Annotated in this window: 17 protein-coding genes and 1 tRNA gene; 12 read left to right on the top strand and 6 right to left on the bottom strand. The window is 58.8% G+C overall.

What is annotated here, in order from left to right; translation table 11 throughout:
* Positions 1–252 precede the first annotated feature (252 nt).
* Entirely contained in the window at positions 253–780 is a 528-nt protein-coding gene (locus ACO9S2_RS16760; protein ID WP_423723552.1) for a hypothetical protein, read from the top strand.
* A gap of 57 nt (positions 781–837) precedes the next feature.
* Positions 838–1,122 (top strand): hypothetical protein, encoded by a 285-nt coding sequence (locus ACO9S2_RS16755; RefSeq protein WP_423723551.1) that lies wholly within the window; start codon positions 838–840, stop codon positions 1,120–1,122.
* A 6-nt stretch (positions 1,123–1,128) separates the two neighbouring features.
* Here the strand turns inward: ACO9S2_RS16755 and ACO9S2_RS16750 are convergent, their stop codons facing one another.
* Both ACO9S2_RS16750 and htpX read right to left on the bottom strand, forming a co-directional pair.
* Positions 1,129–1,722 (bottom strand): glutathione peroxidase, encoded by a 594-nt coding sequence (locus ACO9S2_RS16750; RefSeq protein WP_423723550.1) that lies wholly within the window; start codon positions 1,720–1,722, stop codon positions 1,129–1,131.
* A gap of 17 nt (positions 1,723–1,739) precedes the next feature.
* Positions 1,740–2,627, bottom strand: coding sequence for a protease HtpX (htpX, locus tag ACO9S2_RS16745; RefSeq protein WP_423723549.1), 888 nt, complete (start codon positions 2,625–2,627; stop codon positions 1,740–1,742).
* Between the two features lie 240 nt (positions 2,628–2,867).
* On the opposite strand from htpX, the gene ACO9S2_RS16740 reads away from it, so the two are divergent.
* From ACO9S2_RS16740 to ACO9S2_RS16730, 3 genes are all read left to right on the top strand, one after another.
* Entirely contained in the window at positions 2,868–3,284 is a 417-nt protein-coding gene (locus ACO9S2_RS16740; RefSeq protein ID WP_423723548.1) for a cupredoxin domain-containing protein, read from the top strand.
* Between the two features lie 4 nt (positions 3,285–3,288).
* On the top strand, positions 3,289–4,332 hold the full coding sequence (locus ACO9S2_RS16735; protein ID WP_423723547.1) for a phytoene/squalene synthase family protein: 1,044 nt from the start codon (positions 3,289–3,291) through the stop codon (positions 4,330–4,332).
* 489 nt (positions 4,333–4,821) lie between these two features.
* Positions 4,822–6,153, top strand: a complete 1,332-nt coding sequence (locus ACO9S2_RS16730; RefSeq protein ID WP_423723546.1) for a DUF4382 domain-containing protein — start codon at positions 4,822–4,824, stop codon at positions 6,151–6,153.
* Positions 6,154–6,202: 49 nt separating this feature from the next.
* On the opposite strand, the gene ACO9S2_RS16725 is transcribed toward ACO9S2_RS16730, so the two are convergent.
* The 4 genes from ACO9S2_RS16725 to ACO9S2_RS16710 form a co-directional block, all read right to left on the bottom strand.
* Positions 6,203–6,430: an ATP-binding protein gene (locus ACO9S2_RS16725; protein ID WP_423723545.1), complete on the bottom strand. Its 228-nt coding sequence runs from the start codon at positions 6,428–6,430 to the stop codon at positions 6,203–6,205.
* Between the two features lie 65 nt (positions 6,431–6,495).
* Entirely contained in the window at positions 6,496–6,909 is a 414-nt protein-coding gene (locus ACO9S2_RS16720; protein ID WP_423723544.1) for a transcription factor IIS helical bundle-like domain-containing protein, read from the bottom strand.
* Between the two features lie 17 nt (positions 6,910–6,926).
* A complete protein-coding gene (locus ACO9S2_RS16715; RefSeq protein WP_423723543.1) occupies positions 6,927–7,277 on the bottom strand; it encodes a (2Fe-2S) ferredoxin domain-containing protein in 351 nt (116 codons plus the stop codon).
* Positions 7,278–7,291: 14 nt separating this feature from the next.
* Positions 7,292–7,675, bottom strand: a complete 384-nt coding sequence (locus ACO9S2_RS16710) for a hypothetical protein (protein WP_423723542.1) — start codon at positions 7,673–7,675, stop codon at positions 7,292–7,294.
* A 127-nt stretch (positions 7,676–7,802) separates the two neighbouring features.
* Here ACO9S2_RS16710 and ACO9S2_RS16705 point away from each other — a divergent pair, with 127 nt between their 5' ends.
* From ACO9S2_RS16705 to ACO9S2_RS16675, 7 genes are all read left to right on the top strand, one after another.
* On the top strand, positions 7,803–8,705 hold the full coding sequence (locus tag ACO9S2_RS16705; protein WP_423723541.1) for a S16 family serine protease: 903 nt from the start codon (positions 7,803–7,805) through the stop codon (positions 8,703–8,705).
* Positions 8,706–8,712: 7 nt separating this feature from the next.
* Positions 8,713–9,816, top strand: a complete 1,104-nt coding sequence (gene ald / locus ACO9S2_RS16700) for an alanine dehydrogenase (protein WP_423723540.1) — start codon at positions 8,713–8,715, stop codon at positions 9,814–9,816.
* A gap of 36 nt (positions 9,817–9,852) precedes the next feature.
* A tRNA-Pro gene (locus ACO9S2_RS16695) sits at positions 9,853–9,929 on the top strand.
* A 323-nt stretch (positions 9,930–10,252) separates the two neighbouring features.
* Positions 10,253–10,549, top strand: coding sequence for an acylphosphatase (locus ACO9S2_RS16690; RefSeq protein WP_423723539.1), 297 nt, complete (start codon positions 10,253–10,255; stop codon positions 10,547–10,549).
* 27 nt (positions 10,550–10,576) lie between these two features.
* Positions 10,577–11,530: a sigma-70 family RNA polymerase sigma factor gene (locus ACO9S2_RS16685; protein WP_423723538.1), complete on the top strand. Its 954-nt coding sequence runs from the start codon at positions 10,577–10,579 to the stop codon at positions 11,528–11,530.
* Between the two features lie 13 nt (positions 11,531–11,543).
* Entirely contained in the window at positions 11,544–12,059 is a 516-nt protein-coding gene (locus ACO9S2_RS16680) for an adenine phosphoribosyltransferase (RefSeq protein ID WP_423723607.1), read from the top strand.
* A gap of 105 nt (positions 12,060–12,164) precedes the next feature.
* Positions 12,165–12,725 (top strand): TraR/DksA family transcriptional regulator, encoded by a 561-nt coding sequence (locus ACO9S2_RS16675; protein ID WP_423723537.1) that lies wholly within the window; start codon positions 12,165–12,167, stop codon positions 12,723–12,725.
* The last annotated feature ends 28 nt before the right edge of the window (positions 12,726–12,753 follow it).

The raw sequence follows: 12,753 nt of genomic DNA, 5'->3' as shown, positions 1-12,753 counted from the left end.
TCCTGATCGGACAGGAACTCCTGTCGCACTCTACCACAGGCTGTCGTCCGCGATCAGTGACCGGGCGAATGTGCGAAGCGGTTGACCCCTGTCAGGAACTCTCGATACCATGGCGATCATGGGAAAGCGGGTGGCGCAATGACCAGCCAGAGTGGAAACGTTCCGTATCGCCGGGGTGGGACCTTACCTCTCTGGGCCTGTGGTCTGTTTGTGGGTCTGTTGGTTGTTGCGGGGGCCAGTGCGAAAGATTTGATGCCGCAGAAAGAACAGGAAACCACCGAGATCGGCTCGACTCAGAGCCCCTCCTTCGACGATCAGAAAAAAGGTATCCCCCAGTCGCTGTTCACCTGGATCAAGATGGCCAAGGGGTATGAGGTCGAGTGGGATACCTTCGGGCGAAAGGGCTGGTATACGCAGGACCCGCGATTGAAGCCCGTCGATCCGACATCCGAGTTCCCGCCGGAAACGCCCGCCGTCTATATCGTGTTCGAATCAGCTCCATTGGAAGACCCCACGCAGTTCAGCGCGCAGTGGTTTCTTGAGGGAGAGGGTGGAACGCTGCCGTCGAAACCGTTGGGCAAGGACATTCTGGAGTTGCCCGGCTATGAACGGTACGGGTTTCTTGAACTGAAGCGGCCAGGGGAGAAGTGGCCCCTGGGTACCTACCTGGTAAAGCTGTACATTGCCCCGCTCGGACAACAGTCGTTCCATGCTGTCAATCAAGTGGGCACCTTGCGGTTTACCATCACTGACCGGCCGCCTACCCCGCCTCGCCCGTAGCCTCCAATAGAGGACTGACCGGGAAGGCAAGGAAACCAACAAGGAGAGAGCACGACCATGGGAGATCGCATCAAGATCACCGAGCCGGAAAAGTTGACCCTGCTGTTTGAACGGTTCCGGGACGTCTGCCTGGTGGAGAAAGAAGTATGGAAAGAAATCTTTATGCCGCGGGATATCACGCAGGGGCCGGTCAGAACCAACGTGCAGGATCGCTATGAGGTGGAGATCGACGATCCGGCCATCGAAGATACGCTCGACGTCAACATTCCGCGTGGCAGTGCGGCATTAGGCGCAGCGATTCAGGAATACCGCCAGCATATTGCCTTTTACCGCAAAGCGTGACGCCGTCTACCTGACGGCCAATGCCCGTTCCACTTCTTTGACGATCTCGGGCGACGACGGCTTCATCCGGTGAGGGAAGCGGGCCACGACGTTGCCTGACCGATCAACAAGGTATTTCTGGAAGTTCCATTCCACCTCGCCGGGGAAGGGGCTTTGCTCCGTGAGGTAGCGGTAGAGGGGGTGCTTGTCTTCACCCTTCACGCTGATCTTGCTGAACAGGGGGAAGCTGACGCTGTACTTAGTGAGGCAGAAGCCCTTGATTTCCGCGTTCGTGCCCGGTTCCTGCTGGCCGAAGTTGTTGGCGGGGAAGGCCAGCACTTCAAACCCCTTGTCGCGATACTGCTCGTAGATCGACTCCAGATCCGTATATTGCGGGGTGTTGCCGCAGAAACTGGCCGTATTCACCACAAGCAGGACCTTGCCTTTGTATTGGCCGAGGTTGACCGGTCTGCCGTCGATGTCGCTCATCGTGAAATCGTAGAATCCCGTCGTCTTCGCGGCCATCAGTCGTCCTTTCTGTTCGGCCTGTGCGTCCGGGACGGCCATCATGAGACCGCCCGTGAGCGCAACGATTGATGCCGCGGTGAGCAGAGTCTTCATGATGGCCTCCATGCCGGTTACAGCTGCTCCAGCGCCGCGATGCGCTGCTCAATTGGCGGATGAGTGGCGAAGATATGCATGAATCCCGAGGAATTGCCGGAGATCTTCATCGTCGCAAGCGCATCCTGCGTCGAGTATTCGACCTGTGAACGCGTGACCCATCGATCGATCGCGCGCAGCGCAGATATCATCGAGTCTTTGCCGTACACCTTGGCGGAAAAGGCATCGGCGCCGTATTCACGATGGCGTGAGAACCAATTGATCACGACGGAGGCGAGGATGCTGACGACGATCTGCAGCACGATGGACAGCCCAAATCCCAGCGCGGCTTGATCCCGCTCCGCGAAGAAACGGCGTACCCACATGGAGATGTAGTAGACAAACGTGTTCATTAATCCGGCCAACACGGTCGTGGCAAACATGTCCCCGTTGTACACATGGCCCATTTCATGAGCCAGGACCGCCTTGACCTCGTCTTCCTTCAAATTCTGCAGCAGACCGGTTGAGACAGCCACCATCGAGTTGTTCTTGCTGGGGCCTGTGGCGAAGGCGTTGGGATCCGGGGAGTCGTAGATCCACACTTCCGGCATGGTAATGCCCAGCCGTTGGGCAATCTCCTGAACGGAGCCATAGATGACGTGCTCAGCCTGGGAGCGGGGCTGGGTAATTTGCTGGCAGTCGAGCATGGCACGTGCCATTTGTTTGGAGAAGGCCAAACTGATGAAGGCTCCGCCAAATCCGAGGACGAGCGCCCAGACTAACGAACTCAGATCGACCGATCCGCGCAAGTCGATTCCGAACATGGGCAGAATGAAATTTATCAACAGCGGCACGGTGAGCGAGAGCGTCACCATGATCAGAATGTTGGAAGCGAACAGCAGGAACATACCCTTCAACCACTTCATCGAGATCCTCCTTGGAGACATGCACCCGCGTTATACAGGTGGCGAGTGACTGACTGAGTTGCCTTGATTATACACAAACCGCTTGCGTGAAATGCACCGGCGCCGATCTGTTCGGCGCTTGGTGGAACAATAAGGCCGTTCCGGGAAAGGTCAAGACGGCAGAAGCCTTTGATACTGTGAGGCAAAGTTGACCGGTTCTCGGTCTTCCTGTTAGAAGATGCTCATCTTGGGGGATGCGGTATGAGCTCCTTTCGTCTCATGTATCTGGCCGGATTATTGCTGGCGATGCAGCTGTCGAGCGCACTGGCTGCGGATGCCCCCTCATTGGGTCCTCCGTTTGTTGTTCCCGTGGACGCCGACGGGGTGCAACGAGCGACAGTCACCCTCGATAGCTATTCCTATTCGCCTAACCACTTGGTTGTTCAATCCGGAAAGCCGGTGGAACTCACCCTGACCAGTGTCACGACCATTACGCCGCACAATTTTGTGATCAAAGAGTTGTCGGTTGAGCAGGATGTGGGCGCCGGGAAGACGGTGACCATCAAGTTTACGCCGACTCAGCCGGGAGTCTTTCCGATCTACTGCGATAAACGTCTCTGGCCTCTGCCCAGCCATCGCGACAAGGGGATGGAAGGCAGGTTGGAAGTGAAGCCGTAGGCCTGTGACGCGTACCACTTCCTCCAAACGCGAGTTGCTTGGCGAACTCCTCAAGGGAGTCTCCCGTCTGTTCTATACGACGTTGGCCGTCGTGCCAGCCAATGTGCGGGATCAGGTCGGCTTGGCCTATCTGTTCGCCAGAGCCGCCGATACGATTGCGGATACCGAGCTGATCGAGCGATCGCGCCGCCTGGAATTTCTGAGCCAGCTCAAGGGGCAGTTTCTCGACGATCACATCGCTCTGGCGCAGGTGCAGAACATTCAGCGGGCCGTCGGGCCGCTTCAGCAGGATTCAGCGGAGCGCCTGTTGCTCGAACGGCTGGAAGATTGCTTTCGTGTCTTCGAATCATTCTCCCAGGACGACCGTGCCCGGGTGCAGCGGCTCATGAGGACGCTCACGCAGGGGATGGAGATGGATCTCAGTGCGTTTCCTGGGAAGTCCGCTGAAGATCTCGTGGCGCTGAAGACGATCGATGACCTGGACCGCTACACGTACTACGTGGCCGGGTGTGTGGGCGAGTTCTGGACCGATCTCATGTGCGCGCACCGAAGGGCGCTCGCCTCATGGAACGTGCGGCACATGTCCGAGGTCGGCGTGCGATTCGGCAAGGGATTGCAGTTGACGAACATCGTGAAGGATATCGCGCACGATCTGCACAAGGGGCGTTGTTACATTCCGGAGGCGATGCTTGCCGAGGCAGGACTCAAGCCCCGCGACTTGCTGGACCAGCAGAATCTTTCGCGTCTCAGGCCGGTGTTGAACAGGCTTGTGCGCATGGCCACGGAGCACCTTGATCAGGGCTGGCTCTACACGATGTCGATTCCGCGCTACGAAACGCGGTTGCGGCTGTCCTGCATGTGGCCGATCCTCTCTGCCGGCGAGTCCCTCAAGCTGGTGCTTCATTCGCCGGATCTTCTGAATCCCGCCGTGAAAGTGAAAATCCCCCGCAGCAAGGTGTACCAAATCATGGCGGTGACGACCTTTACCGGCGCCTGCGGGTATGTGGGGACGGCCTACTGGGGACGACTCCGGAAGCAATTGATCTAGAGGCGGTTCCACTGCTTCCTGCGGCGTCAGTCCTGAAGTGAAGTTGGCGCGCTCTTCTGCGTTGGGCCGCTTATTGTTATCCCGCGTGACAGGCAAGGTATCTCTCCCTCGTCGCTCATACACCCAGCACAGGCAATTCAAGTTTCCAGATGAAGGCTGGCGCTGGAGACACACTTTCATGAAATGGGAAAGATCGTAAAATGGCGGAGCTTAGCGTGTAGGGGGACGCCTGCACAGTGTCGCTTACTAAAGTGGAAGTGAGAAATAGCCCATAAGAATGCAAGCCTTTGAGCAATATAGCTCATCGTTTGAGCTGTAAAGCGAGTAAGTTGTTCGAATATTGGCCATGTGATTTGCGTAGCGACTAGCTCTTCAGTCGTCGAGGTCACAATGTAAGTTCTCGGCATATGGTCAGGTCGGTCGGATTGTGAACAGATCGGCCGGATCGTGAGATGGTGTCTGAGGTTATCAAAAGAGAGGGCATGCAACATGCGAAAGTACGAGAACTCTTCCAAACCAGTTCTATGGGCGATGGGCGTGGTGCTGACGGGTTTAGTCGCTGGATGCAGCGGCGGTGACGGAGGGGGCGGAGGCGGAGTCACGGCGAATGCGCAACCCGGCACGCTGAGCGTGTCGCTCACGGATGCTCCGGCCTGCGGCTACGATCAGGTGAACGTCACAGTCAGCAGGGTGCGGGTGCATCGAAGCAGCTCAGCTGAGCCTGGAGATGCTGGCTGGACCGACATCCCTCTAGATCCACCGCAGAAGATCAATCTGCTGGACCTGAATGATCCTACTCAGCCCGATCTCGCGCTTCGAAGACTTGGTCAAGAGACCGCGCTTCCAGCGGGTCATTATACGCAAGTGCGTCTTGTGTTGGTTCGCAACGAGAATTCGGTGGTTCTCACAACTACTCCGCCCAATCAGACTGAAATTCCGCTTGATACGCCGAGTGGAGTGCAGTCTGGGATCAAGCTGGTCAACGAATTCGATGTGGAGCCAGACCAGCATGTTGATCTGTTGCTGGATTTTGATGCCTGTAAGTCCATTGTGAAGACGGGGAATGGGCGATACAAACTGAAGCCTGTAATCAAGGTCATCCCGTACGTGCTAAACGGGATCGAGGGATTCATCGATCCAGCCCGGCTGAGCAGCTACGCGGTCGTGTCGGCACAGATCAATGGTGAAATCGTGCGTGCGACGGTGCCGAACGCACAAACCGGCAAATTCTTTCTGGCCCGCCTCCCTGGCTATCCGCTACCCGGGGACTTCCCGGTACATTACGACGTGGTGATCACGGCACAAAACAGCCCGACCAATAATTGTTGCGCGACAGCGGTTATTGCAGGAGTGCCGGTCTCAAGCAGCACGAGGACCACCACAATCAGCACTCAACTCGCGCCGTTCCAGTTGCAGTCTTCCGGATTTCACACGATTGGCGATACGGTGACGTTGATAAACCCGCCTCCTGTTGATGATCGTGATGATGCCACCGTGGCTGTTGCGGCGAAGCAAGCCCTTTCTGGCGGGCCGACTGTAACGGTGAGATCGCAGGTCGCTACGGTCAATGACGGCACGGCGCCAGTTGGCGACTACGGATATGGGTTGGTTCTGCCCACTGCAGCGCCTTCGCGGGCTTCGTACGGGCCTTTGCCGATTGTACCGAGCGCAACGGACCAGGGCTCAGCAGCCGGTATGTATACGGTTCACGGTTCGGCCCAGACGCCCACCGCGACGTACGCAACACAGGCTCCAGTCCCCGCGTCCGTGAATATTTCTGCGGTTGATAGGCTAGGCCAGGACTTTACATTGGCACCGTAGGGCAATGGCTGCCGGCAGCAGGCAATCGTCTGCTGCCAGCCCATCACACCTATTTCTTCTGCGGCTCCAGCAGCTTCTCGCCCTTTTTGAATACACCGAAGATCGCTTGCGAGGGACAGGCGTCCAGGCACAGGCGGCAGCTTTCGAGGCAGCGGGAGGGATCGAACTTGTAGGGCGGCGTCGAGAGCCAGGCGCTGGTCGGGCAGATGGGGATACAGATCCCGTTATGCATGCAGCGGTCGGGATGGCGGACGAGGTGATCGCGAATGACCATCATAGGCTTGACTCCTTCGAAGAGACCTTGGGAAAAGATCTCGAACATGTTTTTATTCGGCAGACTGCTCACTTCCACTCCTTCACGAGTTCCTTCAATCGCTCTTTGAGTTCGGGGATCTGTTCCAGATTGTTCTGAATCGCGCCGACAATCTTTTCCACCCTGGCGGATTTCAGCGCATCCCGGTCTTTCTTCACGAGACGATCATACTCGATGTAGGCGTCTGTGTGCGTCGGTTCAAGGTGGGCGCGAGCGTCGACGAGGGCCTGGCCCAATTCCCAGGGTTCCGGCATGAGCGGGGGCACGACGGTAAATGAACCATCGGTAAACACGACCACCGCGGCACCTTGTTTGCCGGTCAAGGGAATGACGGCCCGGACGGTCTTGCCTTCACAGCCCTTCCAGTCCAGCGTCAGACCGGGAAACTGTTTGGTGAAGGCCACTTTTTCCTGGTTGGCTTTCCATTTTTCTTCAACAGCCATAAGGTCCGTTTGACGCGCTAGCTGGTGAGCGGAGGAAGCTTCGCCGGAGCGGGATGATCAGGCATGATCAGCCGGGTCACGACCTCGCCCTGCAGCACGTGGCGCTCCATGATTTCTTTCACGTCGGCTTCGGTCTTCACGGAGTACCAGACGCCCTCGGGATAAATGACGACGCTCGGCCCCTCGGCGCAGCGGTCGAGACATCCGGCCTTATTGGCCCGGACGGTCCCCTTCAAATTCAGCCGCTTCGTCTCCTGCTTGAAGACCTCATGCAGGGCCTGTGAGCCGAGCTTGGAGCAGCTGCCGCGCGGATCATCTTCCGATCGCTGGTTGGTGCAGACGAAAATATGGCGCTTGAAACCAGGCATGGGTGGATTCCAGGTTAGGCCGGCATGGTGGCCGTATTGAGCCGTTCCATGAGGAGCAGCACCTCACTCTCCGATAGAAACGGGGAACGGCCGGGTTGTGCGTTCAGGATCGTCAGGATCTCCCGGAGGCGCAGGAACGCCCGGCGAAATTCTTCTCCCTTGGACAGCTCGGAAGGCTGCGAGACCGTCAACTTATCGTATTCGGTGCGAATATCGCGGAAGTCCCGCTGCAAGGTCTTGTGCATGGAGCAGGTCTCGCAATACCACTTTGGACTCTGGTCCGCGGAAGGCGAAAGACGGTCGTAGGGACGACCGAACAAATCCTTCCCCAGCGAGTACTTGATAACGGGGCCTGTCGAGTCGTGACAGGCATGACATGATCCAGCCGCGAGGTCCATGTGTGCCTCCTTGGTCGAGACGAAAACATTCAATGGGCGGGCGCATCTTACACCAGGGGTTTTTCGGCTGTCCAGCCGCGCGGATCGCTCTGCTATAGTTAGGGAAGGAACAGGGAGGGATTCGATCATGGAACCCCGACGGTTGTGCGCGGCAGCCGGGCTGATTGCGGTGCTGCTGCTGATAGGAGAGAACGGGTGGGCGGGGCTGTGGAAATGCGCGCAGCCGGACGGCAGCGTCCTCTTCAGCGACGGAGGCGGACCGGGCTGTCGGGAGATCAATGCTCTGCCGGAACTCCAGTCGGCCCGATCTCGATCAGCGCCCGGCCCGGCTGGACTCAGGCCGGATGAAGAGGCCGCGAGTGTCGTGCCTCTCCCGACCAAGCAGGCCGGACCACCGTTGTCCTCACGCCCGTTCGGGCCGACGGTACGGGTGGTCCCTTCGCTGAGTTATCGGGATCTTCCTGCCGGCATGCGCGCGAAGGGGTGGAGTATTCCCAATAAAGGCGATATCACAATGGCTCAGATCGATGTCACGTATCTCCCGGCCGGGAACGGCCCGCAGCTGTCGACCGACCACCATTTCATGGCTGAAGCCAGGGATGCGTTTGGAGCGGCGGTTCTCGCGGCTGCCAGGGCCACGCAGTATGACCCGCGATTTCTCAGCGTTCGCCTGACGATGCCGGTCGGGTCGATTCTTCATGCGGGCGTGCGCGTTGACGGCCCCAGTGCGGGAGTCGCCTGGACCGTCGCCGTCACGTCGGCGCTGCTGGGGGACTCGTTGCGGCAGGATGTCTGTCTTTCCGGAACCATGGACAGCAATCTGCGAGTCGGCTGGGTCGGTGGATTGGAACATAAGATCGAAGGGTGTCATCTGCTGCCCGGCTTCCGTGAGATGCTGCTGCCGGCCGGGCAAAGCACATTTGCTATTACCGACAAGGGAATGGCACGATCCATCAAAGTGACGGAAGTGGCGACGTTCGCTGAGGCGTACGAGATTACCACGGGCCAATCGCTGAGGCCTGCTCCGTAGGAGTGCCATGATTATCGGAGTTCCAAAAGAAGTGAAAGACCATGAATATCGGGTGAGTCTCACGCCGGACGGTGCGGCGGCACTCCGCAAGGCCGGGCATGCGGTCTGGGTCGAGCCGTCTGCCGGAGAGGGGAGCGGGTTCCCGGACGAGGAATACCGGCGGGCGGGGGCGTCGATTGCCTCGTCCAAAGGCGAGGTGTTCCAAAAGGCGGAGTTGATCGTCAAGGTGAAGGAGCCGCTGTTGTCCGAGTGCTCCCTGTTTCGTCCGGGCCAGGTGCTCTTCACCTATCTTCATCTCGCGGCGCTCCCGGAACTGACCAAAACCTTATTGGACACGAAGATCACGGCGATCGCCTACGAAACGACGGTGGCAAAAGACGGCAGCCTGCCCATGCTCAAGCCGATGAGTGAAATTGCGGGACGGATGTCGGTGCAAGTCGGCGCGCACTATCTTGAAAAACTCCAGGGGGGGCGCGGAGTGTTGCTGGCCGGAGTGCCGGGGGTTGAACCGGGCAAGGTCGTGGTGCTGGGGGCCGGAATGGTCGGCGCCGCAGCCACACGGATTGCCGTCGGGCTGGGCGCGCAGGTCACGGTGATCAATTTGGATGTCGATCGGTTGCGTTACCTCGACGATCTGTATCAGGGGCGAGTGGTGACGCGAGCAGTCAGCGAGGCGGCGATTGAACAGGCGGTGTGCGAGGCGGATCTGGTGATCGGCGCCGTGTTGATGCCGGGAGCCAAAGCCCCCACGCTGGTCTCGCGTGCGCTCCTGTCTGGCATGAAGCCGGGGGCTGTGGTCGTGGACGTCTCCGTCGATCAGGGGGGCTGTTTCGAGACCACCAGGGCGACCACGCATTCCGATCCTGTCTATGTGGTCGATGGCGTGCTGCATTACTGCGTGGCGAACATGCCGGGCATTGTGCCGCGGACATCCACGTTCGCGCTGACCAATGCGACGCTGCCCTATCTCATGCGGTTGGCGGCGGAAGGCGTTGATCGGGCGATACAATCCGATCCAGGTTTGGCCAAGGGTGTCAACCTTAAAAATGGCCAAGTCACGTGTCCGGGAGTGGCGGAATCTCATGGCTTGCGTTTTACCCCCATCTTGTAAGACAATCCGGTTCCCGTTTTGATTCTCACGCCATGTCGGGGCGTAGCGCAGCCCGGTAGCGCACTGCGTTCGGGACGCAGGGGTCGGAGGTTCAAATCCTCTCGCCCCGACCAAACAGAGCTTGCTCGTACCGGCGAGCTCATCAGGCGAAGCCTCTCCTCAATAATAGCCGCCGGATAAACACCTCAAGTTCTTTTCTTTGATCTGTAGTCAACCCGGAGCCTCTTTTCTCCTTGCGGCGATGAGAGCGTTCCTCTCAAAAATTTTCCATCACTCGCGATATCCGGCCGGATTCGCTGCGTCGAATGTGAGGCGAGTGGATCGGCCGCGTTGCGGTGTAGGCGCCGGCGTATGTGCGCAGATTTGTAAAACGCGTGACGGGCCTGAGGAGGTGTGAGAGTATGCCCTCGTGTTATGAGGAGTGTTCGAGTCCGGCATGACGGATCGCAGGGCGACATCCCGAGTTCGAGCGCACATCCTGGTGAGCGGGCGGGTGCAGGGTGTGGGGTATCGCGCGTTTGCGGCCCGGGTGGCGACGCAAAGGAAACTTGTCGGTGGTGCGCGCAATCTGGACGACGGGCGAGTCGAGCTGGATGTTGAAGGGGCAAAGGATCTCATCGAGAGCCTGGTGGCCGATCTGCATGTCGGGCCGCCTGCCGCGCGCGTGACGGGTGTGATCGTAGAATGGAATCCGGCAACGGACCGATTCACGGATTTCCAAGTGTGGTACTAGCCGGGCGCCTCAAGGACGACACGCGATATGAGCCGGGGAGAAGACGAACTGCAAGAGATGAATGAAGCCCGCCGGCATGTGGCCGAAGACGGCGATGTGGCGGATGCGGACAGCGCGCCCGATCAGGAAGAGAAAGCTTCGAACCGGTCCGAAGGGCTCGATACGCTGAAGAGCTATCTCCGGGAGGTGCGGCGCTCGACGCTGCTCTCCTTCAAGCAGGAACAGGAACTGGGCAAGCGGGTGTTGGCCGGGGATGAGCAGGCCCGGCAGCAGATGATCGAGTCGAACCTGCGGCTGGTGATCAGCATCGGGAAGCGCTACATCAATCGGGGATTTCCCTTTTCCGATATCGTCGAAGAGGGCAATCTCGGATTGATCAAGGCGGTCGAGAAGTTCAACTACAAGCGCGGCTTCCGGTTCAGCACCTACGCGTCCTGGTGGATTCGTCAGTACATTGAGCGCGCCATCATCAATCAGGGGCGGTTGGTCCGGTTGCCGGTGCATGTGGTGGAACGGCTGAATCGCTACTTGGGGAAGACGGAGCAGTTGGTGCAGGAGCTTGGCCGGGAGCCGTCCGCGCAGGAAGTCGCGCGGAAGATGAAGACCGACGAAGAAGAAGTCATTGATCTGAAACAGCTGGTCAGGACCACCTGTTCGCTGGACAGCCCCATCAACGACGGCACGGATATGTTCCTGCGCGACGTGATCGAGGATCCCCTCTGCCAGTCTCCCGACGAGACGGCGGACGGGGTTCGGCGACGGGCTGATCTCATGAGCTGGGTGCAGGAGTTGCCTGAGAAAGAGCAAACTGTTATTGTCTCGCGGTTCGGGCTCGATGGCGATGAATCCAAGACGCTGGAAGAAATCGGCCGGGAGATGGGGCTGACCCGCGAGCGGGTGCGCCAAATCGAAACCACGGCGCTGGTCCGGCTTCGAGGGACCATCCGGCGAAAGACCATGACGCAAGCCGATTTGCTCTGATGTTGTGACTGGCATTAACTACAAAGCCCTGATCCGTGAAGTGCCGGATTTTCCGAAACCCGGCATCCTCTTCTACGACATCACCACGCTCCTCAAAAATCCGGATGCGTTCCGGAGCCTGACGGAGGAGTTGGCGGCCCGCTATGAGGGGCGTGGCATTGCCAAGGTCGTCGGAATCGAGTCGCGAGGATTTATTTTCGGCGGGGTGCTGGCGGGTCGCCTCGGAGCCGGTTTCGTTCCCGTTCGGAAGCCGGGGAAGCTCCCGGCTGATCGTTTTGAAGTGAAATATAGCCTCGAATATGGATCGAACTCCCTGGCGATCCACCGTGATGCCGTGACGATCGGGGAACGAGTCTTGATCGTCGATGACTTGCTGGCAACGGGGGGAACGGCCGAAGCGACCATCAGCCTTGTCCGCCAACTGGGCGGCGAAATTGTCGGGCTCGATTTTCTGGTCGAACTCAAAGGCCTCCATGGACGGGAGAAGTTGGCCGGGTACGACGTCCATTCGACCATCCTCTATCCGTAGGGCCATCAGGGTCCCTCCCCACAAGCCCTTGTCAAACCCCCCATGCCGTGATATAGATGCCCGACTTTTTTGGCTCCCAGGCTCACCCCAAGGAGTACAGCCCGTATGGCAACCAAAGCATCCGCGAAGAAAAAACCGGTCGCCAAAGCAAAAACAGGATCATCGAGCAATCATATGAAGAAACCTAGTTCCCCTTCTGCACGCGTCGAAAAGCCGGTTTCGGCTGAAATCGAAGTTGAGCCGGTCCGTCCGAAAGAGTCCGCCAAGGAGCGCGAGGAGCGCGAGCGTCGGCAGGAAGTCCTGTATCAGATGCTGATGACCAAGCGGCAGGAAATCCTGAAAGAGATCGAGGGGAATCTCGGCCAATCGCTGACGGAAGACCAGCAGCGCCGGCTGGAATCCGCGCGCGACGTCGGGGACCAGGCGCTGATGGATCTGGATCGAGAACTCGGCATCTCGCTTATGGAGATGCGCAATCGCCGGCGTCAGGCGATCGACGAGGCGCTCAACAGGTTGCGTGACGGCACCTACGGGATGTGCGCCGAATGCGGCGTCGAGATCAGCGAAAAGCGGCTCCAGGCCGTTCCCTTTGCCAAGCTCTGCGTGGAATGCCAGTCGAAGGCCGAGCTCCTGGAAAAGATCGAGAAGGAAGAAGACCGCGACTAGCACCTGTGCCGGCCCTTCTTTTGTATGC

It is taken from the genome of Nitrospira sp. NS4 (genome assembly GCF_049546785.1).
Lineage (GTDB): Bacteria > Nitrospirota > Nitrospiria > Nitrospirales > Nitrospiraceae > Nitrospira_D.
This window is presented reverse-complemented; position numbering and strand designations above follow the sequence as displayed.